The sequence below is a fragment of the Streptomyces aureus genome, assembly GCF_001418135.1.
Classification (GTDB): domain Bacteria; phylum Actinomycetota; class Actinomycetes; order Streptomycetales; family Streptomycetaceae; genus Streptomyces; species Streptomyces aureus_A.
The window spans coordinates 1-23439 of the sequence record NZ_LIPQ01000016.1; the positions used below are offsets into that span (position 1 = coordinate 1).

A 23439-nucleotide genomic window follows, 5' to 3' on the forward strand; every position below is an offset into this window, starting at 1 on the left:
TCGTCACCAGGTGTGGTCGCCTCGCCTGCCGTGCCGACACAGGCCTCCGATCACTCCGTGTCGCGCGCGATCCCCAGGGCGAGAGCCCGGAGGATCCGTTCGAGCGGGACGACGTACTCGGGATCGGGGCTCCGCGGGCGAAGGCGCGCTCCGGACACGCCCCGCCTCTGCACGCGGGCTGGACGGGCGTCGCTCGGCCGAATGGCCCCGCGGACCCACCTGTCCGAGCATCTCCGCCTGCCGTCGAGCAGGCCCGATGCCAGGGTCGAGTGACTGATACCTGACTCCGAGGGCAAGGGCGGAGAGGGGCGGCGCGCCGATCCGGCACGGAACCGAAGGGAACGATCATGCCTCGTGGATCGAATTCCAAGCGAGAGCGGCAGTACGAACACATCAAGGAAAGCGCGGAAGAGCGCGGGGAGAGCACCAAGCGTGCCAAGGAGATCGCCGCCCGGACGGTGAACAAGGAACGCGCTCGTTCCGGCGAGTCGAAGACCGCGAGCAAGTCCTCGACCCAGGACGAGCCGTCGTCGAAACGAGGCGGCCAGCGGTCCTCGGGCGGATCGGAAGGCCCCACGTACGACCAGCTGTACGAGGAGGCCAAGCGCCGCAACATCCACGGCCGGTCGTCGATGAACAAATCCGAGCTCAAGAAGTCGCTCGGCCACTGACACCCTGGTCGTCCCGCCCCTCGTCAGGCCGGACCCTGAAGGACGGGGTGTTCTGAGGTGGCCGACGACAGCCAGAGAATGCCGGGCGACGTGCCGCCGTTCCTCCGGAGACGGGCGCGCGTCATGAGTTCGCGGAGGCGAACGATGAGCTTTCCCCTGCCCGACACCGTCGACGCCCTCAAGGGCATGATCGGCCGAGAGATCACCACCCTGCGTGCGGCCGTGCGCCGGAACGCGGAGCGCCCTCTCGACGGATCGGCCGGTACGGAGCTGACGTCGCCGTTGCAGTCCCTGGCCGTCCTCCCTCCGTCCGCGGACACGGACGGGACGTCACCCTGCCTGTGCGGCGCCCACGAGCCGGGCGGCAGCGGCGTCTGCTCGGTACTCGCCGCGATCCCGGCCTCGGCCGTACTGCTCGAACCGGTCCAGGACGACTCGGGCGCCATTCTCGACTTCCGCATCGTGGCCGGCAATCGGGTCCGGTCGGGGGACTGGCTGGAGGCGCCGGACCACCAGGTCGGCCAGCGGTTCCTGGAGGCCCGACCAGGCGCGGCGCACTCCGGACTGCTTGCCGCGTTGGCTGATGTCATGGACACCGGCAAGCCCTTGGACGGTCTCGTCGTGGACTACACGGAGCAGCGGCTCGGCCGGCTCCACCGGGCCCCGCTGCTGTACTCCGCCGCCCGGTGCGGCGATCAGGTGCTGGCGACGTGGCAGCCCGTGCAGAGCCGGGCGGAGCTGCTGACGATCGACGCGCAGTTTCTGGCGTCGATGGGATGGGGGCACTGGGATCTGCTCTCCGGGAAGGTCACCTGGTCGGAGGGGCTCAGCCGCATCTTCCACGCCGACGTGCGCATGCCGTGGACCCTGGAGCAACTGTGCGACGCGTTGTTGCCGGACGACCTGACGGCACTCGCGGAGTTCCTCAGCTCGGTGCTGGCCGGTGAGGAGCCCGCCTGGACCCGGATCCGCTTCCTCGTGCTCGGCGAGCTGCGCACCCTCGACCTGCTGGGACGGCCGGTCACCGGCACGGACGGCAGAGCGTGGGCGCTCAACCTCGTGGCCCGCGATCTCACGCCACAGATCCGCAGCCGAAGGCGGCTGGCCGAGACGGAGCGGGAGTCGGATCGGCTGAGGCGGCAGACGGAGGCGGAGCGGAGGGTCGCGGACGCGCTGCGCGAGGCGATCCTCCCCACGCATTCCGAGGCGCTCGCCGCGGTCGGGCTGACGGTGGCGGCTTCGTACCGCCCGGCCGAGCCCGACGCCGCAGTGGGCGGTGACTGGTACAAGTGCCGACTGCTCCCGGACGGCCGGGTGCTCGTCGCCATCGGCGACGCGTCGGGACACGGCTTGGACGCCGTGGCAAGGATGGCCCAGCAGCGGCACGCGCTGGCGGGGCTCGCGCAGACAGGGGCTTCCGCCGGCGAGATCACGACGTGGCTGAACGATCTGGTGTGCAGTGACCCGGCGGGGCAGACGGCCACCGTGGTGGTCGGTCACCTCGACGAGGACAAAGTCCTGCACTGGGCAGACGCGGGGCACCCCGCGCCCCTGCTGCTGCGTGACGGCCGGGCCGAGCCGCTGGAGGCCGAGCAGCGAGGCCCCCTCCTCGGCGCGCTGCCGGGATACGCGTACGAGACCGCGTCGACGCGGCTGCGGCAGGGCGACCTGCTGGTGCTCTACACCGACGGCATGGTCGAGCGCCGCGGCGAGGAAGTGACCGAAGGGATCGCGCGACTGGCCCATGCGGTGGCGGCCGCGTCCCTCGGGGACCCGCGGGGGGTGATCGACGTGCTGCTGGAGGACCCCGGGATGGCGGGCCACGAGGACGACGCGTGCCTCCTGGCGATCCGGGTGGACTGAGGCCGGCGGAGGTGTCGGCCGTACCGCGCCGTCCCTATCGCTCGGGCGAACCGTCCCCGGGCCACTCGTCATGGTGAAGTACCAGCTCAGGGGTGTGCGGATGGTGGCTTCTGTCCGCATAATGTCAGTTGCACCGCTGCTGCTGCGCGCGAAGCGCGACCCGCTCTCTGCAAGGTGTCCACCTGGAAGGAGACTGTCATGGTCATCAGCCACGCCTTCGCGGACGGGGTCCTGTACGTGACGCTCCCGCCCGACCTGGACGTCACCAACCGGGCCGCGGCCGCCCTGGAGACGGAAGCGCTCGTCCACGCCCACCGCCCCCGGCTCGTCCAGATGAGGCTGGACGGCACCGACCCGTCGCCGGCCTCGCTCAGCGCGCTCGCCCGTGCTCGGAGAGTGTGCGCGAGTCTCGGCATCCCTCTCACCTTCACCGCCGTCGGCCCTGCGACGACGGAACCGGACGACTCCGCCGCGCCCACCGCGGCGTGAACTCCCGGCCCGAGTCCGGGGCGCGACGGCTGCGGCGGGCGTGCTCCCCGCGTGATGCGACCCTCGACGACGCGGGTTCCCTCCCCGCCTCGGACATCGCCTCAGCGTCGGACTTCGAGACCCGGATGAATCAGTGGGTCGCTCGTGTCTTCGGAGTGCGCGGCTCTGCTCGTTGAGTGAGTCCCGGTCCGTCTCGGTGCTCGAACTCTGCTCGTCCGCACCGCACAAGGCGTCCCATCCGCAGCTGCGGGGCGAAGTCGCGCGGACCCTGGCGGATGCCCGCGTCCTCGGCAACGAACTCGGCGAGGCGGGGGCGCTGGCGGTCGCCGCGTTCGGCGAGGCGTACGAGGGCGACGTGGCCGCAGCGACCGAGTACGCGGCGCATGCCGCCGGGTTACTGGACGGCCTGCCCGACGACGTACCGTCGAGACCCACCTCTCGCGGGTGTTCCGTAAGACCGAGATCGTCTCAAGGTCGGCTCTCGCCGCCCTCATGGCCCGTTCCTGACACCAGGAACCACCCCCCGGCCGCCCCTCTTCCGGGCACGGGGCGGGCGCCCTCCGCGCCAAGACCCGCCATGCCGAGACCCGCCGAGACCTGGCATGCCGAGACCCCGAGGTCCGGCCGGGGGTCGCTCGGAGTCCTAGATCCGCGAGTTGCGCACCGACTGCCACACAGCCCCGGCCAGCGCCCGCGTCGAGCGGGGGACCGACAGCCCCTCGTGCCGGCGGTACAGCTCCCAGTTGTACGGGACCAGCGAGAGTTTGTTGGAGGACAGCGAACCCGCCTGATGGGACCTGTACACCGCAAGCGGTTCGGCCAGACCCCGGGCGTCAGCGCCGTCCCGCATGATCGACAGCCACAAGGCGTAGTCCTGCCGCTTCCGCATCTCCGGCATCAGCCGCGAGCCGAGGACATTGCGGTCGTACATGGCGGTCAGAGCGCCGATGTAGTCCCTCACCAGCATCGCGCGGTAGTCCACGTGTTCCCGCGCGCGGACCACCCGACCGTTCGGGACGAAGTCGACGCTCTCGCCGTCGTAGTCGGCGTCCATCTTGTAGTAGGAGGTGAACGTCAACGGCGCGTCACCCGCGGTGGCGAACTCGATCTGGCGCTCGGTCTTCTCCGGAAGCCACAGGTCGTCGCTGTCGAGGAACGCGACGTAATCCCCCCGGGCCCGTCCGATGGCGAGGTTGCGCGCCCGGCCGGCACCGCCCTGCTCCGGTGCGGACTGCGGCTTGACGCGCTCGTCCTGCCGGGCGAACTCCATGAGCAGGTCCAAGGAGCCGTCGGAAGACTTGTCGTCGGTGACCAGCAGCTCCAGATCACTGTGGGTCTGCGAGAGCACCGACCGAACCGCCGCACCGAGCGTCGCTGCCGAGTTGTAGACGGGCATCACGACGGACACCAGGGGCACAGCGCTTCTCCTTGCTCGGTCAAAGACGACATCCTATTCAAGCACTGGAATCGTAGTGGGGGCTGCCATGCACGGTGCCGTCGCCGGCCGGCCGTGAGGACCTCGGCCGGACGGTCCCGTCCGGCGTCATCCATCGGCCAGCCGCCGGACGGCCTTGAGCACCCGGCCTGCTCCGTCCTCGACCGCCAGGTGTCGCGCCGCTCCCGCGGCGGCCGACGTTCCGGCTCCGCCATGGTGGACCACCGCGGCCAGCCGTGGGAACAGCAGGGCGTGCGGTACGTCACCGATGGTGAGCACGTCGTCGCCGTCGGCCGCGAGCCCGGCACTGCCGGCCTGAAGAACGCCGCGCAGCCCGGCGCGACGCAGGGCTCGCACAGCGATCTCGCTCAGCCGTTCCCCGTCGCCCGCCGCCATGCTCCCGAAGCCGATGAAGACGGGCCGGGGTCCGGCACGGAGGAAGTCCTCCAGGTCCGAGGGAAGCCGTTCGGCCGCATCGTGATGGGGCCACCAGTTGCCCACCACCTCCAGCCCCGGCCGCCAGTCGGAGGGGCGTGGTACCAGTGCCGTGCTGAAGCCGTACAGGATCGGCCAGTTCGCCCGTTCCTGCCGTCGGCGCATCGCGGCCGCGGAGGCCGGGGGGCGCGGTCCGGGGGCGAGGGGCGTGGATGGCGCGGGCGGGGGCGTTCCGCCCGGCGGTGCGTCAGCTCCCGTCCGTCAGGCTCCGGTCGAGAACGCCCGTGAGCCGTGCTCCCGCGCGGTCGGTCGCGCGGCGCCCCCGCTGCGCACCCCCTGAGGCCTTCTCCAACCGCAGCCGCGCGGTGCGTCCACGCAGTGTCAGCGTCATCAACTGATTGCCGAACCACGGTCCGCCGGTGCGCTCCCACCGGACCGCCGGCCTGGCGACCCGCCCGTGGCGGGCGAGGAGATGCCCGATCCCCTTGGCGAACCGGCTCCAGCCGAAACGGAATCCGGCCCGTATGGCCGCGGGCACCGAGTTGTGCAGCGGCGAGCAGGTGAACTGGAAGACGCGGGAACGCGGTTGCTGCCCGGCGGGCCAGACGGGCTCCGCCACATACGCGTGGTGCACGTCCCCGGAGAGCACGCACACCGTTGCCGGGGCGTCGTCCGCCCGTCCCACCTCGGCGACCGTGTCCGTCAGCCTCCCGAACGACGCGCTGAACGCCGCCCAGTGCTCCAGGTCGGCCCGCCGGCGCAGCCACTCGCCGAAGCGGGCCCAGCGCGGTCCGCGTTCGCCCCGGCAGAGCGCCGCGTGCCAGCCCTCCGCGAAGTGGACCATGGGGGGCAGCAGCCACGGGAGCGAGGTCCCGATCAGGAGGTGGTCGACGCCGCCCGGGTCGTCGAACGCCTGCGCCCGCAGCCAGGACGCCTCCTCGGCGTCCAGCATCGCCCGGTGCTGCTCCTCCAGCACCCGCGCGGCCCGGGTGTCGACCATGAGCAGCCGCGTCCGGCCGAAGTCCCTGCGGTAGCTCCAGCGCACCGTCGCCGGGTCGGCCTCGGCGCGTTCCGCGAACGCGCGCAGCACCTCCGTTCCGTCGTCGGCCGCCAGGACCGCCGCGTACAGCTTGTCCTCGGCGAGCTCGGCGGGGGAAAGGTTCCCGAGATGCTGGTAGACCCAGTACGACATCAGACCGCCGGTGATCCGCTCGTGCCACCAGGGTGTGGCCCGCATCTCGGCCACCCAGGCGGCGCTGGTGTTCCAGTCGTCGATGACGTCGTGGTCGTCGAAGATCATGCAACTGGGTACGGTCGACAACAGCCAGCGCAGTTCGGGGTCGCCCCAGGACTCGTCATAGAGGTGGGTGTACTCCTCGTAGTCGGCGACCTGGTCCGGCGGGGCGGCGGAGCCGGTGCCGGCGGACCGCCGATGCCGGGCGATCCAGGCACGGGTGTCGGCTGACGTCTCGTCCGCGTACACCTGGTCGCCGAGGAGGACGAGAACGTCCGGACGCACGGCCTCCGGGTCGGCGGCGAGCCGGGCGGAGAGGGTGTCGAGGACGTCGGGACCCACCGGATCGGAGCTGCCCTCGGCAGGCGCCGCCCACCGGCAGGAGCCGAAGGCGACCACCGCGTCCGTCGCCGGGACCCGCGGTGTGTGGATGGTGCTGGGCGGCTGGGGCGAGTCCGCGAGGGGCCACACCCGCCGGCCGTCGAGCAGTACCTCGTACGTCGTGGCGGACCCGGGGGCGAGTCCGGACACCACCACCAGTGCGTAGTGGTGGCCGCCGACGTGGAAGGTGGGAGCCGAACCACCGGCGCCGCCCGGGCATCGGACCTCCACCGTGCAGGCCTGGTCGGTCTCGACCCACACCGTCGCGCTCGTACCCGACTCCCAGTCCACGTGACGCAGGAGCGGCCCCAGCCTCAGACCGGCCATCGCGAGTCCCCTTCCGGCGTTCCGTACGGTACGGAACGGCCGCTCCGTACGGTACTGAACGACGATGGAATCAGCGCCGTTGTGGCGCCCCGCCGCACCGCGCCGTGCCCGACGGACCCGAGAGCGTCGGAGTACCGGTCGTTCAGGATCGCCGGACCGGGCGCCGGACGCCGGACGCCGGACGCCGGACGCCGGACGCCGGGCGCCGGATGGCGGACACCGACGGCCGGTACACCGGTCGCCTGAGGTCGTCGGCGTCGGAGGCTGCCGACCCCGCGGCCCGGGCCGGTCACCCACCTGCCGGACCGGCAGATCCTCAGGGGGTGGTTCGCACGGGGAAGCTGAAGGTGCGTCCCTGTTCCTTGAGCCACGGCAGAACCTGCTTGAGGGCCTCGACGGTCTGACCACGGTCGCCGCCGCCGTCGTGGAAGAGGATCGTCGGCCCGTTGGACAGCTCGCTCTTGACCGTGCCGACGATGGCGCCCGTGCCGGGCTTCTCGAAGTCCTTGGTGTCCACGTTCCACCCGAGCGGCCGCATCCCCGCCTCGGCGGCGATGCGCCGGCTCTCGGGGGTGAACGCACCGCCCGGCGCCCGGTAGTACTCCACCTTCGCGCCCCCGGCGGCTTCCTCGATCATCCGCTTCGCGTCCAGGATCTGCTGCTTCTGGTACGCGACGGACTTCTTGTCCATCGCGGTGTCGTGGGACGTGGTGTGGTCGCAGAGCCGATGTCCGTCCGCCACGACCCGCTTGACCAGGTCAGGGAACTCCTTCGCCCGCGGTCCGACCATGCAGAAGACCGCCTTGACGTTGTGCTCCTCAAGGACCTCCAGCACCTTGGGCGTCCACTGCGGATCGGGCCCGTCGTCGATGGTGATGTTCACGGCCTTCCCGCCCGCCTCGGCGGCATGGGCGATCCCCTGGGGCATCCTCACCTTCGACACGGGCGGCGGGCCCGATGCCGGGTCCTGCGTCCGTCCCTCGGGCCCGGTCCCCTGCGCACCCGCCTCCGCCCGGGCGGCGGCCTCGGTGTCCGTCAGCGCGGTGGCCCCCCACGCCGCCAGGCTGATCGCGACCGCCGAAGCCGCCACGGCTATGTGCGCGGTGTACTTGCCCTTCAGCCCCATGTCCTGCCACTCCTTGCCGGTTCTCTACGCTCTCCCGGAGGGGAGGACGGCAGAGACGGCCGGAAGGTTTCAGCCGACCCGCCCCCAAGAGCGGAAACCTCTGGCGTGAGCTGCTCAGACTGAGGTGCTTCTGCTGAACCAGCCGCTGAACGGCGGCGCCCCCGCCGTGGATTCGGCCCCGGCTCCCGTACCCGCCCCGGTGCCTTCGCCGAGAGCGTACCGCTCGGCTCTCGCCAGTACTCTCTCCGCCTCCGCCCGCCAGGTCGCCGCGTCCGCGTCCGGACGGGGCGGTGGCAGGAACGGGCCGCGCTCCGGTGCTTCGGAGGCCGCTCCGAAGAAGTCACCGCCCTTGCGCTTGAAGTCGTCCGTTCCCCACGGGCGGCCGTGGCCGCGGGCGGGGACCTTCTGGAGGTGGGGGATGTGCTTGGCGCAGTGGATGTACGCCTCCTCGACGGTGATCACCACCCATACCAGGGCCCGTCGGCCGGGCACTTGGTCGGCGGGGAGCCAGGGGTGGGCGCGGCGCATCTCGTCGTCGGCCACGCTCCTGGCGCGGCCGTTGACGTGGAGTCCGACGCGGTCCCGGAGGAAGTCGACCATGAGGATGCCGACCTGCGGGTTCTCCTCGATGTTGCCCAGGCTGGCGTGGACGCCGTTGCCCCGGTACTCGGGGTAGGCGAGCGTCCCGTCGTCCAGGACGTGGAGGAAGCCGGGCGGTCCTGCGCGGAAGGTGTTGTCGCACGCGCCGTGCCGGTCGGCGGTGGCCAGGAAGAACATCTCCTGCCGGTTCACGAACTCGCGCATCCGGGGGTTCAGCCGGTCGAGGACCTGGTCGGCGTAGAAACGGTCCGCGCGCTCGGTGGTGCCCATGCGCTGCTGGACCAGGTGTTCGCCGTCGCTGCCCGGGCGGGTGGTGCGGAGGGCCGTCGTGCCCTGCCGCCCGGCGTGTTCGAATGTACTCACGTCGATGCCCCGACCAGTTCTTCGATGGAGTCGTGCCGTATGCGGTGGGAGGGGATGCCGATGCCCACGAGGGTGTCGACGCTGCGCCGGATCATTCCGGGCGGGCCGGACAGGTACGCGTCGTAGGTGTGCCACGGACCGAACTCGCGTACGGCCTCCGGGATTCCGCCGGACAGCAGGCCGACGGGACCGTCGTCGACGACCGGGCGCACCGAGAGCCAGGGGTGCGACTGCTGCAGCCGGAGCATCGTGTCGATGTCGTAGAGGCCGTGGTTCCGGCGAGCGCCGTAGAACACGTCGACGGAGCGGCGCCGACCGTGCTGGGCGACATCCTCCACCAGGGCCTTGATGGGCGCGATGCCGGTGCCGCCGCCGAGACACAGCAGCCCGTTGTCGCTGGTGTGGTCCACGGTCATGGAACCGGTGGGAGGACCGAGCCGGATGACGTCTCCGGTGCGGGCGCGGTGGACGAGGGCGTTGGAGACCCAGCCCGCCGGGACGGCCTTGACGTGGAAGGAGAGGAGTCCGTCGGAACGGGGCGCGGAGGCGAAGGAGTAGTGCCGCCAGACCCGCGGCCACCAGGGGGTCTCCAGTGCCGTGTACTGCCCGGCGAGGAAGGGGTACGGCCCGTCCGGCCGTACCGTGACGACCGCGATGTCCTTCGTGCGCATGACATGGGCGACCACCTCGGCCTGCCACCAGGCGGGCGCACGGAGCTCGTCCTCGGTCGCCGCGTCGATCATGATCTGGGAGATCGTGGTGTAGGCGCCCACCCACGCGGCCTCGGTCCGTGGCCCCCAGGTCTCCGGGGCGTGGCGGGCGAGGGCGCCGATCAGGGCCTCGCCGACGGCCGGGTAGTGCTGGGGGAGTGTGCCGTACTTCCGGTGCCCGCGGCCGAGGTGGGTCAGGTACGTGGTCAGGGTGACGGGGTCGTCCGCGTGGGTCGCGGCGGTGAGCAGGGCCTTGAACAGCCGGTCGCGCTGGGTGTCCATCGCGGCGGGGAAGAGGTCCCGCAGACCGGGGTGGTGGAGGAAGAGCAGTGCGTAGAAGTACGAGGTGACCCGGTCGGCGATCGGCTCGATCTCGGCCATCGTGCGGCGCAACAGCTCCGTGGCGGACGGGACCGCTCCCGGAGTCGGTGCCTGGGCGGCTGCCGGGGCCGGTTGGTGCTCTGCCGGGTGCGCGGACCCGGGGGCCGACCGGCCGGTCTCCGGGTGCCCGGGCCGCTGGGGACCGTGCGCTCCCGTCTGACCTCGCCCGAACCAGCCCCCGTCCTGACCGCCGGCAGCGGCACCGGAGCCGTAGCCGTCGGCCGACGGGGTGGTCGGAGCTTCCATCGGTTGCCTCGCCTCGAACGTCTTTGGTCGGTCTTCGCCCACGGGGTCTGCATGTGCCCCGTTTCTCTTGTCGCCACGGATTCGACGAATACTCGGACAGGTGAGCGGGCCCGACCATACCCCGCCCGTCGGAATTCCGGGGATTCCCCCCGACCGGCCCCTCGGAGAGCGCGTTTTGGCTGTTCAGAGGCTGGTTACTAATGAGTTGGAAGGGTTCGAAAGTGTTTCCGGCGCGGCATGGGTTGGGAATTCGCCGACCGAAAACTCACGCGGTGACCCGAACTTCTCCACATCTCCCGGACCGGATCGGCGAGGGGCCGGTGGCGGTGGTGCCGGCGAAGCCGGGCCGAAAAGGTTCTCCGTGTCCTTGACGTCGCGGGCGGGGAGCGGCGTGGGAATTCCGCCCGTGCGACGGCAGCCGCGGCCCCGCCGTCCGCTTCGGCCGGACGGCCCAACCCTCGACCGGGTGAGCCGGGTTCCGTCGCGTCGATGAATCCGCGGCCGACCGGCAGGGGCTATCTGTTGACGGAGACAACCGACTCATCGGGAGCAAGCCATGGGCCTCATCACCATCGAGATGTTCGCGACCCTCGACCTCGTCGGGCAGGCGCCCGGCGGTCCTGACGAGGACCCGGTGGGATTCCCGTTCGGCGGCTGGCAGGCGCCCCTGCTGGACGAGGTCGCCGGGGCGCAGATCGGTGCCGCGTACGAGGGCACGGACGCCCTCCTGCTCGGCCGGCGGACGTACGACATCTTCGCCGCCTACTGGCCGCACCAGGACGGCGGCGAGGACAGCGAGATCGCCACGCTGTTCAACAGCATCCCGAAGTACGTGGTGTCGCGCGGCAGGCCCGACCTGTCGTGGGCCGGGTCCACGCAGCTCGGCCCGGACCTCGCCGACGCGGTGCGCGGGATCCGTGACCGGCATGAGGACGTGAAGGTCGTCGGGAGCCTGAACCTCGTGCAGACCCTGCTGCGCGAGAAGCTCTTCGACCGTCTCGATCTCTGGCTGCACCCGATCGTGCTCGGCGTCGGGAAGAAGGTGTTCGACGACGGCGCGGTGCCCACCAACGTCACGCTCCTCGCGCCCCCGGTGGCTGGCCCGACGGGGACCGTGTTCCTGCGCTACGGGATCGCCGACGGCACCCCCGGGACGGGGGACATGAGCCTGCCCGATCGCGGTCTCGGGACCAACGGCTGAGGCCCCGCCAGGTCGAGCTCTCCCCGCTGGCCATCACCTCCTCTCCCGACGGCCGACTCGCCCGTGCGGCATGCGCCGTCGCCGCCACCGTCGATGTCGTCGACGTGCAGAGCTGCATCGCCTGGCCCGGCCGGCCCGGCTGGACATCGCCGAGCCCGGCGAGGCCGGGGCGCACGGCCTGGCCTCTCTCCCGCGCCCGGCCGGATCGCGCCGCCCGGCGTCGCCCACCCGGCGAGCATCCATGGAACGCGGGTACCCTCTCGCGCGTCAGCGGGCGGTTCCCCGCTCCAGAAGGGTCATCAGCGCCCGCGCTGCCGGACTGGTGGCTTGCGGCGGGGGCAGCAGGGCCACTGTCCCGTAGACCGCCTCGCCGGTGTCGGCGAGAGGGATGGCGTGCAGGGAGTCCCGCTTGTGCCGGAAATGCCGCGGCACGGCAGCGACACCGAGGTCCTCCTCCACCAGGTCCAGGAGGCTGTGCACGTCGTTCACCTCCAGGGTCACGGTTCGCAGTACGCCTGCGGAGGCGAAGGCCCCGTCCGTGGCCCGGCGTGGTCCCCAGCCGGGGTGGAAGTCGACGAAGTCCTCCTCCGCGAGGTCTCGGAGCGCGAGGGCCGGGCCAGCCGCGGTGAGCGGGTGCCCGGGATGGCACAGAAGTGTCATCGGCTCGGATGCCAGGGGAACCGAGCGCAGTTGGTCGGAGTCCGCCCGGGTGCGGTAGGCGAAGGCCAGGTCCAGGCGGCCGGCGGCGACGTCCTCGGCCAGTGCGATCCCACCCTCCTGCCGCAGCCGTATCTCCACCTCGGGGTGCCGCCGCCTGAACGCCGCCAGCAGCCCCGCCACGTGCACTCCCGCGACACACTGCTCGGCCCCGAGGCGGAGCGTGCCGCGCACGACGCCCTGGACGGCCGCCACCGCCTCGTGAGCGGCCCGTACCTGCGCCAGGATGCGCTCCGCCTCCGCGAGCAGCGCCCGTCCGGCCTCCGTCAGCGTCACCCGGCGGGTGCTCCGTACGAACAGCGGAGCCCTCAGATCGCGCTCCAGGGCCCGGATGGACGCCGAGAGACCGGACTGGGAGACCATGAGCCGCTCCGCGGCCCGCGTGAAGTGCCGGGCCTCGGCGACGGCGACGAAGTGCTGGAGATGCCGCAGTTCCATGATTCAGCAGCCTACGCGCTGAATCCCATCGGATTCTCCTGTTGGATTCATGCCCGTGGGTCAGGGGAGATTGGTGGCGGCACGACAATCTCCCCGCCCCCGTTCACCGGGGGGCGTCCCCACACCATGGAGTCGCGTTGTACACCGCACATTCCGACCGTTATGCCGACATGCTCTACCGACGCGCCGGGCGCAGCGGCCTCAAGCTCCCCGCCCTCTCCCTGGGGCTGTGGCACAACTTCGGTCCGGACCGCCCGGCGGAGACCCAGCGCTCCATCCTGCGCCGCGCCTTCGACCTCGGAATCACCCATTTCGACCTGGCGAACAACTACGGCCCCCCGCCCGGCGCGGCGGAGTCCGCCCTCGGCGACTTCCTGCGCACGGACTTCGCCCCCTACCGCGACGAACTGGTCGTCTCCACCAAGGCCGGATACCTGATGTGGCCCGGCCCGTACGGCGAGTGGGGCTCTCGCAAGTACCTGCTGTCGTCGCTGGACCAGAGCCTGCGCCGACTCGGCCTCGACCACGTCGACATCTTCTACTCGCACCGTTTCGACCCGGAGACGCCCCTGGAGGAGACCATGGGCGCCCTGCACTCCGCGGTCCAGCAGGGCAAGGCACTGTACGTCGGCGTCTCCAACTACTCCGCCGAGCAGACCCGCGAAGCCGCTCGCATCCTGGCCGAGCTCGGCACCCCCCTCACCCTTCACCAGCCCCGCTACTCGATGCTCGACCGGCGCCCGGAGGACGAGGGCCTGCTCGACGCCCTCGACGACCTGCGCATCGGTTCCATCGCCTACTCGCCGCTGGAGCAGGGCCTGCTGACGGGCCGCTACCTGGACGGCGTCCCCGAGGACTCCCGGGCCGCGAGCGACAGCCCCTTCCTGAACCGGGACGCCGTCACCGAGGACGTCGTGACCCGGTTGCGTGCCCTGAACGACATCGCCGCGTCCCGCGGCCAGACCCTGGCCCAGCTCGCCCTCGCCTGGGTGCTGCGCGGCGGCCGCGTCACGTCCGCCCTGGTGGGAGCGAGCAGCACACGGCAGCTCGACGACAGCGTCGCAGCCCTCCACAACCTCGACTTCGACATCGAGGAACTGGCCCTCGTCGACGTGCTGGCCCGCTCCTGAAGCGCGAGAGCCGACCACCGATCGCGTGGGGCGCACCGCGCCTCGCCGACACCGGTCGCGCGGGGCGAGAGGCGGGTTGACGAGCACCACGAGCCGTGGCGGCACCCTTCACCAGGTACTCAGTGGCGGTACGCGGCGGCTGTCGCGATCTCGATGAACGGTCGGATCAACGGGTGGGTGTCACCCTCGTTCCACACCGCTACCACTCGGCTCGGCGACATGTCGGTCAGCGGCACCACTGCCGGCTCTGCCGGCAGGTCGTGCCCGAGCGGGGCCAGGCCGACCGTGCCGTTCCACAGCACGGCCCGCACGCATTCCTGGACGACGCGCACCACCGGGCCCTCGCGCGGCTCGCCGCCGTTCCCGTACGACTGCCAGATCGGGTCGGCTCCCTTCGGGAACTGGAACCAGCGGCGGTCGCCCAGGTCGGCCGGCCGCAGCCAGCCGCGGCCGGCCAGCGGATCGTCGGCGCGCAGGACCACACCCACCGGATCGGTACGCAGATCACGCACCGTCAGCGCGGTCTCGTCGAACGGCGCCCGAGTAGGGGCGACGTCGACCAGTCCGGCGCGCACCCCGCAGGTCGGGTCGGTGAGGTCGGTGTCGCGAATGCGGATGTCGACGCCGGGGTGGCTGCGGCGGTAGGCGGCGGCCAGCCCGGTCGCTCCCGGGTCGGTGCTGTCGCCCAGGGTGCCGACGGTGATGGACGCGCCGCCGGCCGCCGCGTTTACTCGGCGCGACCGGGCTGATCCTGCCGCCCCTGTCCGGCATCGCGCCCTGGCTCGCACTGGCCGCGGCCATCGGGTTCGTGCTCCTGCAGTCCGGTGCGATCGTCGTCCACCTGACCGGCGAAGACCGCCGGATCGCACTCAACGTCGGGCTCGTCGCCGTGGCGGCGGTGACCAGCCTGCTGGCCATCGCCTGGCTGTGATCAAGGACTGTTCTCGACCGGTGGCTGCGGCTGCGGGCCAGCCGCTTCACGGCCGCTGCTGGTCCTCGTGATCGTCGAGTGCCGTTGATCATCGAACACGCGGCCATCCGTGTGCTGACCGGTGACCCCGGCGAGTAGCGCCGACGGCCGGTCCGCCGGGTGGTGGGCACGGGTGGCCGGGAGCAGTGTGGGAGGTATCCGCAGCCGCAGAAGTCCGGCTCCGTGTTCGGACGGAGGGCGCTCCCGATGATTGAGCCAGCCGACATCCGTGAGTGGCGCACGCAGGACGTGGTCGATCCCGACGGTCACAAGATCGGCACTCTTGAGGCGGTCTACGTGGATACGAGTACGGACGAGCCCGCCATGGCGACCGTGGAGGTGGGGCTCCCGACCCGTCGCCGCCTGGTCTTCGTCCCGCTCGACGGCGCGGTCGTGGGGCCCGGCTACGTCCGGGTCGCGTACGGAAAGGCGCTCGTGAAGGACTGTCCCGCGATGGGCACGGACGACGTCCTCCCCGCGGAGGAGGAGCCCGCGGTGTTCCACCACTACGGTCTGCCGTACCAGCCAGGAGCCAACGGCGAGCGACAGCTCGCACGGCGCTGACGCGCACCCGGGTTCGGTACGACGGACTGCTCCGAAGACGCCCCCCGGCCGGTCGGTAGCCTGCCCTTCATGACGCGCATCTGGGCTCTGCCGATACTGCTCGTGCTCTGCGGCTCGGCCGTCGCGACCGGACTCATCCGCAAGGACCGCCCCGGCGAGGCAGTGGCGCTGCTCGGGGTGTTCCTGCTGCTCGCCGTGACGAACTCCCCTCTGATCTTCCCGAGGTCGATCGGCGCTCTCGAGGCGCAGCGTCGCAGCGCGGACGACGGCCGGCCGATCGTCTTCTGGAGGCCGGGCTGTGTGTACTGCCTGCGCCTGCGCATCCGGTTGGGGCGCAGCGCCCGACGCATGTACTGGGTGGACATCTGGCGTGATGCGGCAGGTGCGGCGGCGGTGAGGGCGGCCAATGACGGCAACGAGACGGTGCCGACCGTCCTCGTGTCCGGACGGCCCCACGTCAATCCCGATCCCGCCTGGGTGCGGGAGCAGCTCCGCCGTTCCGCGTGACCTCTGCCGGTCGTCGCGGACCACGAACGGATCTTGAGACCACGAGCAGGCCATGGCAGGCTCATGCCGCATGATCGATGAGTTCGCGAAGGGCAACCTGCACGAGAGACAGCGCCGGGACCGCAAGGCGCTGCTCTGGAAACTCGACGGCTTGTCCGAATACGACGCCCGCCGGCCCCTGACGGCGACCGGGACCAACCTCCTCGGCCTGGTCAAACACGTGGCCACCGTCGAGGCCAGGTACTTCGGCGAGGTCTTCGGCCGCCCTTCCCCGGAACCGCTGCCCCGGTGGCAGGACTCCGACGGCAGCGATCTGTGGGCGACCGAGGACGAGACCCGCGATCGGATCATCGGGTTCTACCGCCGCACGTGGGAACACTCGGACGCGACGATCAACGAGCTTCCCCTCGACGCCCCCGGCCACGTGCCGTGGTGGCCGGAGCCTCATTCGAACACGAACCTGTTCGCCGTCATGGTCCATGTCCTCGGCGAGTCCATCCGGCATGCCGGACACGCCGACATCCTGCGCGAGGGCCTCGACGGCCGGACCGGGGTGCGCGCCGAACACGAGCAGCAGATCGACGAGGAAGCCCGTGCGGCCCACCGCGCGAAGATCGAGCAGGCCGCCAGGTCGGCCGCACCGATCAAGACACCCCCTAGAGATCGCCTCACGTGAGGTGATGTCCGGGCGGCATGCCGCCGGTCGTGGGTGGTGGCCGGTCGCAGGGCCTGACCACCTTGAACAGAACGACAACCTGGCCGGAGCGACAACCTTCAGATCGACGAGGCGACACCAGGGGCCGGGCGGTCGGAGCGGCGCGCCGTCGGAGCGCCGGGCGTGCTGCCCAGGCGGCTGCTGCGGATCCGGTGACGACTGGCGTCCCCGTCCCGGGGTAGCCGCCGATCGGTGGCTGCTTCCACGACGGCACGAGTGCGGGGAGGAGGAGGCCGTGACGGAGACGGGAACGCTGGCGGGCTACCGGGGCCGGCGGGACTTCGAGAAGACGGCCGAGCCGGAGGGCGGGTCCGCGGCGCAACCGGCCGACGGTCCGCCGTCGTACGTCGTACAGATCCACGACGCGCGCAGCATGCACGTCGACGTCCGGCTCGAAGCCGACGGCGTACTGAGGTCCTTCGCCGTTCCCAAGGGCCCCTCCAGAGATCCGCACGACAAGCGCTTCGCCACGCCGACGGAGGACCATCCGCTGGAGTACCGCGCTTTCGAGGGCGTCATCGCGGAAGGCGAATACGGCGGCGGCACCGTGATCGTGCGGGACGAGGGAACCTACCGCAACGCCACGAAGGACCGGCGGGGCCCTCGGCACCATCGACCGGCGCCTCGAAGAGAACCCCTGGCACGCCCCGCCGAGACCCCGCTCGCTCACCAAGGCCCGTACACGTCTCACCGCAATCACCCCGTGAACCGGCCCCTGGCAGAGGCCTGCCGGAGGCCGCAGAGAGGTCTGACCGGAGGCCGGACGGAGGCCGGACAGAGGGTCTCTGACGGAGGCCGGACGGAGGAAGGCCCGCCATGACACAGCGCACCACGGTCCGAGACCTGCTGGACGAGCACGGACGCACCCACGCAGAGGAGGCGGGCATCCGGCTGAAGGACACTCCCGCCCCTCTGTACCGTCTCCTGACCCTGTGCGTGCTCTTCTCTGTACGAATCAAGGCCGGCATCGCGGTGGCCGCCGCCCGCGAACTCCACGCGGCGGGTATGGGCACGGCCCGTGCGATGACCACCGCCTCCTGGCAGGACCGGGTGGACGCCCTCGGCCGAGCCCACTACCGGCGCTACGACGAGAGCACGGCCACAGCCCTGGGGGAGGGTGCTGACCTGCTCCTGGACCGCTACCGCGGAGACCTGCGCCGGCTGCGCGACGCCGCCGACGGGGACCCGGACCGGATCCGCGAGCTCCTTCAGGAGGTCCCGCGGATCGGCCCGGTCGGAGCGGACATCTTCTGCCGCGAGGCCCAGGGCGTGTGGCCCGAACTGCGCCCCGCCTTCGACAGCCGCGCCCGCGAGACCGCCGCCAGGCTGGGGCTCCCCACGACGCCCGCGGGCCTCGCCCGTCTCGTCCCCGCCGAGGACCTGCCGCGGTTCGCGGCCGCGTTGGTACGGGCCGGCCTCTCCTGAGCATGCGGAGTGGGCTCCCGACGGCCAACGGGGCTTCACCCGTCGTGAACCACTTCACCCGTCGACGATCTTGCGTACGTTCTCCGGACTTCCGCAGTCCGAGGCCAGCAGCTTCGCGCGCTCCTTCTGGAACGCGACACCCAACTCGGCCCTGCGCTCGTCGGGGACGTTCTCCCTCGCACCGTTGAGGATCGTCCGTTCCTCCTCGTCGACGTGGTGGGAGACCGCCTCCACCAGCTCCTCCAGCCGCTCGTCCCACTCCTCGGAGCCCACGTCCTCGACCTCGAGCAGGGCCAGAAGCGCCTTGTTCCCCTCGGCGTGCTCCTCCGTGCCGTGCTCCACCTCCTCGTCGTCGACGCCCCGGAAGCGCTTGAGCGCGCTGTAGACCTCCGCCTCCTCGGCCTCGCCGTGCGCGATGAGCAGAGCGGAGAACTCCTTCAACGCGGTGGCGCGGTCGGCCTCGACGCTCCGCATGCGGCGGAAGAGTTCCTCCATGGCGCGGTGGTCCTCGAGAATCACCGCGACGACGTCCTGGTCCAGCTTGCTGTCGGTGCTCACCTTGTCCTCCTTGATCGACTGTGGGTCCGGCCTGCCGGTCGGGGCCGGGGCCCGACGAGGCCCACGTGCTCTTCCTGCCGGTCCCGGGCGCGCAGGACGCGGCTGCCCGCACAACGCGGCGCGAAACCGCGGCCGTGCGTCGTCAGCGGGCCGAACAACAACCGGCCCGTCCGGAATGCTCGGCCATCGAGGCTCCGTGGCACGCCTCCGCGACGACCGGCCCGGCCCTGCCCGAGACGCGGGCGGCCGGGCCGGAATAGAGGACCCGGTACCGGGTAGGCGCGTGCCAAGTGAGGAGTCGCGATGAGTGTCCTGACGATGGGCGTCGAGGAAGAGTTCATGCTGGTGGACCGCGTCACCCGCGCGCCCGTGAACCGCGCGCCACAGGTGATCGACCGGGCCTCCCGCGACCTCGGTGAGCAGCTGCAGAGCGAGTTCTTCAACGCGCAGATCGAGATCTGCACCCGGGCGACGTCGCGCCGGACGGCCCTGCGCGACGAACTCTCGTGGATGCGTGGAGTCGTCGCCGCGGCCGCCCGGAGCGAGCACTGCGTGCCGGTCGCGTGCGGCACCCCCGTGCTTCCCCCGGAGGAGCAGCTGACGGTCACGAACACCGAGCGCTATCGACTGATGGCCCGGCGCTACGCGCCGCTGATCACGCGCGACGACGGGACCACGCGCGACGACGGGCTCGTCTGCGGATGCCATGTCCACATCGGGGAGCTCGACCGCGAACAGGCCCTGGCCCTCGCCCAGCACATGAGACCGTGGCTGCCGGTCCTCCAAGCCCTGGCCGGGAACTCCCCGTTCGCGCAGCGCCGTGACACCGGTTACGCGAGCTGGCGCGCCGTCGAACACGCGCGCTGGCCGACCGTCGGCCCCACCCCCGTGCTCGACGAGCCCCAGTACGTCGCCCATGTCGCACGGCTCGTCGAGAACGGGACGCTCCTGGACAACCGCATGGTGTACTGGCACGCACGGCCTTCGGAGCATGTGCCGACCCTGGAAATCCGGATCGCCGACGCCAACGCGGACCTCGACACGGTGGTGCTGCTCGCAGTTCTGGTCCGCGGGCTCGCCGGCACCTTGCTGCCCCGCGTCGCCGCCCGAGTGCCCGCGCCGCGGATGCCCTGCCCGGACCTGTTGCAGGCGCACCGGCTCGCGGCCGCCCAGGGCCTCAGGGGACACGGTATGGACCCGGTCGACGGCCGGGAACGGCCCGCGGTGACCTTGGTGGACGCACTCATCGACTTCGCCCGTACCGCCCTGGACGCGAATGACGACACTGAGTGGGTGCGTGCGCAGTGGGATCGGATCCGCACGGACGGGGGCGGGGCGGACAGGCAGCGAGCCGTGCTCCGTCGTAGCGGGCAGTTCGCCGCGGTGGTCGATTCCCTGGCCGCTGCCACGGTGCGGGGCTGAGCACGCCGCGCGGGTGCGGGGCTGAGCACGCCGACGGGTGGCGCGGGCCGACGGGTGGCGGGGGCTGACGGGTGCCGTGGACGGCAGGCGACGGTCGCAGACGGTCTGCGACGGTCTGCGACCGTGCGTTGTGCGGAGCGGACGATGGTGCGGGAGGCGACTCAAGGCTCAGCTGCCGGAACCATGGCCGTGGACGGACAGCTGGTACAGCGCGAACGCGCCGTCGATGACCGGCTGGGCGACGTTGCGCACGCGTACCCCGCCCGCTGTCCTGCCGTGTTCCGTGCCGAGGTGCGCGTGACCGTGTACGGCGAGGTCGGCGCCCACCGCGTCGATGGCCTCGGCGAGCAGATAGCTGCCGAGGAAGGGGTAGATCTCCACGGGCTCGCCCGCCAGCGTGTCCGGCACGGGGGAGAAGTGCGTCAGCGCGATCCGGACGTCGCAGCGGTCGGCGGACAGCTCCTCCAGCGCGGTCGACAGACGCTCGGCGCCGATGTGCGCCGTACGGACCCAGGCCTTCATCTCCGGTTCGCCGAACGCGCCGGCGCTGCGGCCGGCGAAGCCTCCGCAGAAGCCCTTCGCACCGGCGACGCCGACGGTGTGACCGGCCACGGAGAAGGTGACGGACTGTCCTTCCAGGACGCTGACGCCCGCGGCCGCGAGGACCCGCGTGATGTCGGCCTCCTCGTCCGAGTGGTAGTCGTGGTTGCCCAGCACGGCCACCACCGGGACGCCCAGGTCCCGGACCTCGTCCGCCACCACCGCGGCCTCGTCGACGGTGCCGTGCCGGGTCAGGTCGCCCGCGAGGAGGAGAAGGTCCGCGCACTCCGGCAGCGTCGCGAAGGCGGGGCGCAGCAGTCCGGCGCAGTCGGGGCTCAGATGGATGTCGCCCACGGCCGCCACTCGGACCACACCGTCCGGCTGCGGGGTGCCCGGCCCCGGACTCATGACAGCTCCTCCATCCGCTCGGGTGCGTCCGTGGAGGCCGACGCGAGGTCGTCGAAGACGGTGAGTCCGGCGAGTTCGATCCGCGCCAGCCGCAGGATCTCGTCGCGCCGGGCGGCCGTGGGCACGGTGCCGGAGAGCAGCACGGCATCGCCCCGGAGTTCCACCCGTACGCCGAGTTCGGCCACGTCGTCAGCGGCCAGCCGGTCCCGCAGCCGGGCGAGCCGGTACTCGAGCTCGTGCGTCACGGGTTCACTCATCGGACCGGCCTCCCTCTGCCTGGCCGTCGTGGGGCGGGATGACGTCGAGCAGTTCGAGCAGGTACAGGAAGGCAGCCGCCATGGGTCTGTCCGCGGTGTCACGGCGTACGAGGTCCCAGTCGACGCGCTCCCGCAGCCCGCGCGCGACCGGGAGGAGCGGGCCGTAGTCGCAGTGGTGCTCCGAGAGCGCCGCCAGCCGCCCGGTCATGAGGTCGGTCGGTTCGATGACCGGCATGTGAACCGAGTCCACGGGCAGGGTCGGGGCGCGATCGAGCAGCTCGGTGGTGACGGGCCGGCCGGCCAGGGCGAAGATCAGATCGATCTGTTCGCCGTCCTTGCGTGCCTTCACCAGCCAGTCCTCGGGAGGGTCGACGACCTCGATGCCACGCTCGCGCAGCAGGTCGGTCACCTTCTCGGCGTCCTCGCGCCGCACGACGAAGTCGGTGTCGTGCTGCAGCCTGACCGGGATGCCGTACGCGTAGACCGCGACGCTGCCGACCAGGGCGAACGGACACCCTGACGACTTGAGGACTCCGGCGACCTCCTTCGTGACCTCCAGGATGGCCTGGGTGTGGTCCGGCGGCAGGGCCTGGGCCTGCCGCACGCCCTCGGCGGCCTCCGCCGCGAACGGCGAGTGCGACCGCAAGGGCAGCGAGCCCGTGGGGGGAGGGCCGCCGTCGGCTCGGCGTCCTTCGGCCAGGTTCATGCGATGCCTCCTGCCGTATGCCTTGTGCTGTGTGCCTTGTGCCGGGTGTCGCCGTCGTCGGTACGAGGCGGGGAACACGCGGGTACCCCGTGCGCCGGGAAGAATGCGCGGGCGTGGGAGGCCGCGCGAGCGATCACGAGTTCTGCGTTTGACGGCAGCCCGGCACGGGGCTGCACTGGATTCATGGACGCTGCGGCGACTCCGTCCGAGGGAGAGCAGCGATGACAACCGTGGAGAGTTTCGACCTTCTGCAGCCGTACAAGATCGCCGAGGAGACCTTCGTCATCCCGTGGGCTCTTGAAGCCCCGCCGGTCGGCCACTTCCCGATGAACTCGATGGTGATCCGGGGAACCGAACCCATCCTCGTGGACACCGGGGCGCCCGCGGTGCGCTCCCAGTGGCTGGAGGCGGCCTGGTCCGTCGTGGATCCCCTGGACGTACGGTGGATCTTCCTCACCCACGACGACCGCGACCACGCCGGCAACCTCCTGGCGGTCCTCGCGGAATGCCCGAACGCGACCCTGCTGACGACATGGTTCTCCATCGGCCGCATGGCCGAGGAGTGGGAGACCCCCGTCAACCGGTGCCGCTTCATGACCGACGGCGACACGATCGACGCGGGCGACCGCACCCTGGTCGCCAAGCGACCGCCCCTGTACGACAACCCCACCACCCGCGCGCTCTTCGACCCGAAGACCGACGTCCTCTGGGCAGTCGACACCTTCGCCACCAACGTGCCGACCCCCATGCCCGAAACGGCAGCGCTGGCGCCGGACGAGTTCCGCGACGGCCAGCTCTTCGGCGGAAGGCTGGTCTCCCCCTGGGTCGCCCTGCTGGACGCCCAGAAGTTCGGGACGGTCGTCACCGACTTCCAGCACCTGAACGCCGAGGTCATCGCCGGTTGCCACTGTCCTGTCCTCCGCGGCAGCCAGATACCCGAGGCCTACGACCTCCTCCGCCGACTCCCCGAAGTCCCACCGTGGACGGAGTTCACCCAGGCCGACCTCGACCAGTGGATGGAGGCGGCCGAGAGCTCGGTTCCGCCGGAGCAGCCGCGGCCGTCGGGGACATGAGCGGCGCTGCATGCCTGATGTCACCGGCATGATCTCGTTCCGGACGACCGCCCGCGACTGCCGCGGACGGCCCACCCAGCACACCAGCAACTCCTGAACACGTCCTAGGCGGCGGAGAGAGCCTCCAAGAGGTCGCCGACCTGGGGGTCGGGCAGAGCGCGTGCCACATCGGCCTGGGCGACGACACCGACGAGCACGTGCTCGTCGATCACCGGCAGACGGCGCACCTTGTGTTCCTTCATGGTGCGCAGGATCTCGTCCGCCTCGGCGCCCGCGTCGATCGTGACGACTTCGCCCTGGGCCAGCTCACCGGCCTGGCAGGTTCCGGGGTCCTTGCCCCGGCCCAGTACCTTCACGACGATGTCACGGTCGGTCAGCATGCCCTTGAGCTTCTCGTCGGTGCCGCAGATCGGCAGTGCCCCGACGCCGAGCTCGGCCATCTTCCTGGCCGCGTCCAGGACGGTGTCGGTGGCTTTGACGCACGTCGGGTCCGGGCTCATGATCTCCCTTGCGGTGGGCATCACCAGTCTCCTTTCGCGTGGGACCG

At 71.4% G+C, this 23439-nt stretch carries 24 protein-coding genes and 2 pseudogenes; 13 read left to right on the plus strand and 13 right to left on the minus strand.

What is annotated here, in order from left to right; genetic code table 11:
* Positions 1-347 precede the first annotated feature (347 nt).
* From AOK00_RS01730 to AOK00_RS01740, 3 genes are all read left to right on the plus strand, one after another.
* Positions 348-671: a hypothetical protein gene (locus AOK00_RS01730; protein WP_055598544.1), complete on the plus strand. Its 324-nt coding sequence runs from the start codon at positions 348-350 to the stop codon at positions 669-671.
* A 144-nt stretch (positions 672-815) separates the two neighbouring features.
* Positions 816-2534, plus strand: a complete 1719-nt coding sequence (locus AOK00_RS01735; protein WP_055598545.1) for a PP2C family protein-serine/threonine phosphatase — start codon at positions 816-818, stop codon at positions 2532-2534.
* Between the two features lie 198 nt (positions 2535-2732).
* On the plus strand, positions 2733-3023 hold the full coding sequence (locus tag AOK00_RS01740; protein ID WP_055598546.1) for a hypothetical protein: 291 nt from the start codon (positions 2733-2735) through the stop codon (positions 3021-3023).
* Between the two features lie 643 nt (positions 3024-3666).
* Here the strand turns inward: AOK00_RS01740 and AOK00_RS01745 are convergent.
* From AOK00_RS01745 to AOK00_RS01770, 6 genes and pseudogenes are all read right to left on the minus strand, one after another.
* Entirely contained in the window at positions 3667-4440 is a 774-nt protein-coding gene (locus AOK00_RS01745) for a glycosyltransferase family 2 protein (RefSeq protein WP_055598547.1), read from the minus strand.
* Positions 4441-4566: 126 nt separating this feature from the next.
* A pseudogene (locus tag AOK00_RS01750) lies at positions 4567-5079 on the minus strand (glycosyltransferase); the annotation flags it as partial.
* 61 nt (positions 5080-5140) lie between these two features.
* Positions 5141-6835, minus strand: a complete 1695-nt coding sequence (locus tag AOK00_RS01755) for an alkaline phosphatase D family protein (protein WP_055598548.1) — start codon at positions 6833-6835, stop codon at positions 5141-5143.
* Positions 6836-7151: 316 nt separating this feature from the next.
* A complete protein-coding gene (locus AOK00_RS01760; RefSeq protein WP_055598549.1) occupies positions 7152-7961 on the minus strand; it encodes a polysaccharide deacetylase family protein in 810 nt (269 codons plus the stop codon).
* A 114-nt stretch (positions 7962-8075) separates the two neighbouring features.
* Entirely contained in the window at positions 8076-8831 is a 756-nt protein-coding gene (locus tag AOK00_RS01765; RefSeq protein ID WP_437441375.1) for a pyridoxamine 5'-phosphate oxidase family protein, read from the minus strand.
* An 89-nt stretch (positions 8832-8920) separates the two neighbouring features.
* Entirely contained in the window at positions 8921-10261 is a 1341-nt protein-coding gene (locus tag AOK00_RS01770) for a globin domain-containing protein (RefSeq protein WP_173861487.1), read from the minus strand.
* Positions 10262-10817: 556 nt separating this feature from the next.
* On the opposite strand from AOK00_RS01770, the gene AOK00_RS01775 reads away from it, so the two are divergent.
* Positions 10818-11462 (plus strand): dihydrofolate reductase family protein, encoded by a 645-nt coding sequence (locus tag AOK00_RS01775; RefSeq protein WP_055598552.1) that lies wholly within the window; start codon positions 10818-10820, stop codon positions 11460-11462.
* A 267-nt stretch (positions 11463-11729) separates the two neighbouring features.
* Here the strand turns inward: AOK00_RS01775 and AOK00_RS01780 are convergent, their stop codons facing one another.
* A complete protein-coding gene (locus AOK00_RS01780) occupies positions 11730-12617 on the minus strand; it encodes a LysR family transcriptional regulator (protein ID WP_055598553.1) in 888 nt (295 codons plus the stop codon).
* A gap of 137 nt (positions 12618-12754) precedes the next feature.
* Here AOK00_RS01780 and mgrA point away from each other — a divergent pair, with 137 nt between their 5' ends.
* Positions 12755-13747: an L-glyceraldehyde 3-phosphate reductase gene (mgrA, locus tag AOK00_RS01785; RefSeq protein WP_055598554.1), complete on the plus strand. Its 993-nt coding sequence runs from the start codon at positions 12755-12757 to the stop codon at positions 13745-13747.
* Between the two features lie 119 nt (positions 13748-13866).
* On the opposite strand, the gene AOK00_RS01790 is transcribed toward mgrA, so the two are convergent.
* The gene (locus AOK00_RS01790) at positions 13867-14535 is read right to left on the minus strand and encodes a LysR substrate-binding domain-containing protein (protein ID WP_079041784.1); all 669 of its coding nucleotides are present in this window, start codon (positions 14533-14535) and stop codon (positions 13867-13869) included.
* Between AOK00_RS01790 and AOK00_RS01795 the strand changes: the two are divergent.
* The 6 genes and pseudogenes from AOK00_RS01795 to AOK00_RS01820 form a co-directional block, all read left to right on the plus strand.
* A pseudogene (locus AOK00_RS01795) lies at positions 14475-14678 on the plus strand (DoxX family protein); the annotation flags it as partial. The gene AOK00_RS01790 and the pseudogene AOK00_RS01795 overlap by 61 nt on opposite strands.
* 246 nt (positions 14679-14924) lie before the next feature.
* Positions 14925-15281 (plus strand): PRC-barrel domain-containing protein, encoded by a 357-nt coding sequence (locus AOK00_RS01800; RefSeq protein ID WP_055598555.1) that lies wholly within the window; start codon positions 14925-14927, stop codon positions 15279-15281.
* Between the two features lie 69 nt (positions 15282-15350).
* Positions 15351-15788, plus strand: coding sequence for a glutaredoxin domain-containing protein (locus tag AOK00_RS01805; protein ID WP_055598556.1), 438 nt, complete (start codon positions 15351-15353; stop codon positions 15786-15788).
* A gap of 70 nt (positions 15789-15858) precedes the next feature.
* Positions 15859-16464, plus strand: a complete 606-nt coding sequence (locus AOK00_RS01810) for a DinB family protein (protein ID WP_055598557.1) — start codon at positions 15859-15861, stop codon at positions 16462-16464.
* Between the two features lie 274 nt (positions 16465-16738).
* On the plus strand, positions 16739-17323 hold the full coding sequence (locus AOK00_RS01815; protein ID WP_055598558.1) for a DNA polymerase ligase N-terminal domain-containing protein: 585 nt from the start codon (positions 16739-16741) through the stop codon (positions 17321-17323).
* Positions 17320-17928 (plus strand): hypothetical protein, encoded by a 609-nt coding sequence (locus tag AOK00_RS01820; protein WP_055598559.1) that lies wholly within the window; start codon positions 17320-17322, stop codon positions 17926-17928. Before AOK00_RS01815 ends, AOK00_RS01820 begins: the two co-directional genes overlap by 4 nt.
* A 54-nt stretch (positions 17929-17982) precedes the next feature.
* On the opposite strand, the gene AOK00_RS01825 is transcribed toward AOK00_RS01820, so the two are convergent.
* Entirely contained in the window at positions 17983-18486 is a 504-nt protein-coding gene (locus AOK00_RS01825; RefSeq protein WP_079041786.1) for a hemerythrin domain-containing protein, read from the minus strand.
* A gap of 303 nt (positions 18487-18789) precedes the next feature.
* Here AOK00_RS01825 and AOK00_RS01830 point away from each other — a divergent pair, with 303 nt between their 5' ends.
* A complete protein-coding gene (locus AOK00_RS01830; RefSeq protein ID WP_055598560.1) occupies positions 18790-19908 on the plus strand; it encodes a carboxylate-amine ligase in 1119 nt (372 codons plus the stop codon).
* A 168-nt stretch (positions 19909-20076) separates the two neighbouring features.
* Here the strand turns inward: AOK00_RS01830 and AOK00_RS01835 are convergent, their stop codons facing one another.
* Genes AOK00_RS01835 through AOK00_RS01845 form a run of 3 tightly spaced genes read right to left on the minus strand, consistent with a single transcriptional unit; the run spans position 20077 to position 21819 of the window.
* Complete coding sequence (locus tag AOK00_RS01835) at positions 20077-20820, minus strand: metallophosphoesterase family protein (protein WP_055598598.1); 744 nt, start codon at positions 20818-20820, stop codon at positions 20077-20079.
* Positions 20821-20852: 32 nt separating this feature from the next.
* Positions 20853-21113 (minus strand): BON domain-containing protein, encoded by a 261-nt coding sequence (locus AOK00_RS01840; protein ID WP_055598561.1) that lies wholly within the window; start codon positions 21111-21113, stop codon positions 20853-20855.
* Positions 21106-21819: a nucleotidyltransferase family protein gene (locus AOK00_RS01845; RefSeq protein WP_079041787.1), complete on the minus strand. Its 714-nt coding sequence runs from the start codon at positions 21817-21819 to the stop codon at positions 21106-21108. Before AOK00_RS01845 ends, AOK00_RS01840 begins: the two co-directional genes overlap by 8 nt.
* A gap of 221 nt (positions 21820-22040) precedes the next feature.
* On the opposite strand from AOK00_RS01845, the gene AOK00_RS01850 reads away from it, so the two are divergent.
* Positions 22041-22892, plus strand: coding sequence for an MBL fold metallo-hydrolase (locus AOK00_RS01850; protein ID WP_055598562.1), 852 nt, complete (start codon positions 22041-22043; stop codon positions 22890-22892).
* Between the two features lie 104 nt (positions 22893-22996).
* Here AOK00_RS01850 and AOK00_RS01855 read toward each other — a convergent pair whose 3' ends face one another.
* A complete protein-coding gene (locus AOK00_RS01855; RefSeq protein ID WP_055598563.1) occupies positions 22997-23413 on the minus strand; it encodes a CBS domain-containing protein in 417 nt (138 codons plus the stop codon).
* Positions 23414-23439: the final 26 nt, after the last annotated feature.

What these genes read in the sequence shown, in the direction of transcription:
- AOK00_RS01730 (WP_055598544.1), top strand. Translation starts at nt 348, where the DNA reads ATGCCTCGTGGATCGAATTCCAAGCGAGAGCGGCAGTACGAACACATC.
- AOK00_RS01735 (WP_055598545.1), top strand. Translation starts at nt 816, where the DNA reads ATGAGCTTTCCCCTGCCCGACACCGTCGACGCCCTCAAGGGCATGATC.
- AOK00_RS01740 (WP_055598546.1), top strand. Translation starts at nt 2,733, where the DNA reads ATGGTCATCAGCCACGCCTTCGCGGACGGGGTCCTGTACGTGACGCTC.
- AOK00_RS01755 (WP_055598548.1), bottom strand. Translation starts at nt 6,835, where the DNA reads ATGGCCGGTCTGAGGCTGGGGCCGCTCCTGCGTCACGTGGACTGGGAG.
- AOK00_RS01760 (WP_055598549.1), bottom strand. Translation starts at nt 7,961, where the DNA reads ATGGGGCTGAAGGGCAAGTACACCGCGCACATAGCCGTGGCGGCTTCG.
- AOK00_RS01765 (WP_437441375.1), bottom strand. Translation starts at nt 8,831, where the DNA reads ATGGGCACCACCGAGCGCGCGGACCGTTTCTACGCCGACCAGGTCCTC.
- AOK00_RS01770 (WP_173861487.1), bottom strand. Translation starts at nt 10,261, where the DNA reads ATGGAAGCTCCGACCACCCCGTCGGCCGACGGCTACGGCTCCGGTGCC.
- AOK00_RS01775 (WP_055598552.1), top strand. Translation starts at nt 10,818, where the DNA reads ATGGGCCTCATCACCATCGAGATGTTCGCGACCCTCGACCTCGTCGGG.
- AOK00_RS01780 (WP_055598553.1), bottom strand. Translation starts at nt 12,617, where the DNA reads ATGGAACTGCGGCATCTCCAGCACTTCGTCGCCGTCGCCGAGGCCCGG.
- AOK00_RS01800 (WP_055598555.1), top strand. Translation starts at nt 14,925, where the DNA reads ATGATTGAGCCAGCCGACATCCGTGAGTGGCGCACGCAGGACGTGGTC.
- AOK00_RS01805 (WP_055598556.1), top strand. Translation starts at nt 15,351, where the DNA reads ATGACGCGCATCTGGGCTCTGCCGATACTGCTCGTGCTCTGCGGCTCG.
- AOK00_RS01810 (WP_055598557.1), top strand. Translation starts at nt 15,859, where the DNA reads ATGATCGATGAGTTCGCGAAGGGCAACCTGCACGAGAGACAGCGCCGG.
- AOK00_RS01820 (WP_055598559.1), top strand. Translation starts at nt 17,320, where the DNA reads ATGACACAGCGCACCACGGTCCGAGACCTGCTGGACGAGCACGGACGC.
- AOK00_RS01830 (WP_055598560.1), top strand. Translation starts at nt 18,790, where the DNA reads ATGAGTGTCCTGACGATGGGCGTCGAGGAAGAGTTCATGCTGGTGGAC.
- AOK00_RS01840 (WP_055598561.1), bottom strand. Translation starts at nt 21,113, where the DNA reads ATGAGTGAACCCGTGACGCACGAGCTCGAGTACCGGCTCGCCCGGCTG.
- AOK00_RS01845 (WP_079041787.1), bottom strand. Translation starts at nt 21,819, where the DNA reads ATGAACCTGGCCGAAGGACGCCGAGCCGACGGCGGCCCTCCCCCCACG.
- AOK00_RS01850 (WP_055598562.1), top strand. Translation starts at nt 22,041, where the DNA reads ATGACAACCGTGGAGAGTTTCGACCTTCTGCAGCCGTACAAGATCGCC.
- AOK00_RS01855 (WP_055598563.1), bottom strand. Translation starts at nt 23,413, where the DNA reads ATGCCCACCGCAAGGGAGATCATGAGCCCGGACCCGACGTGCGTCAAA.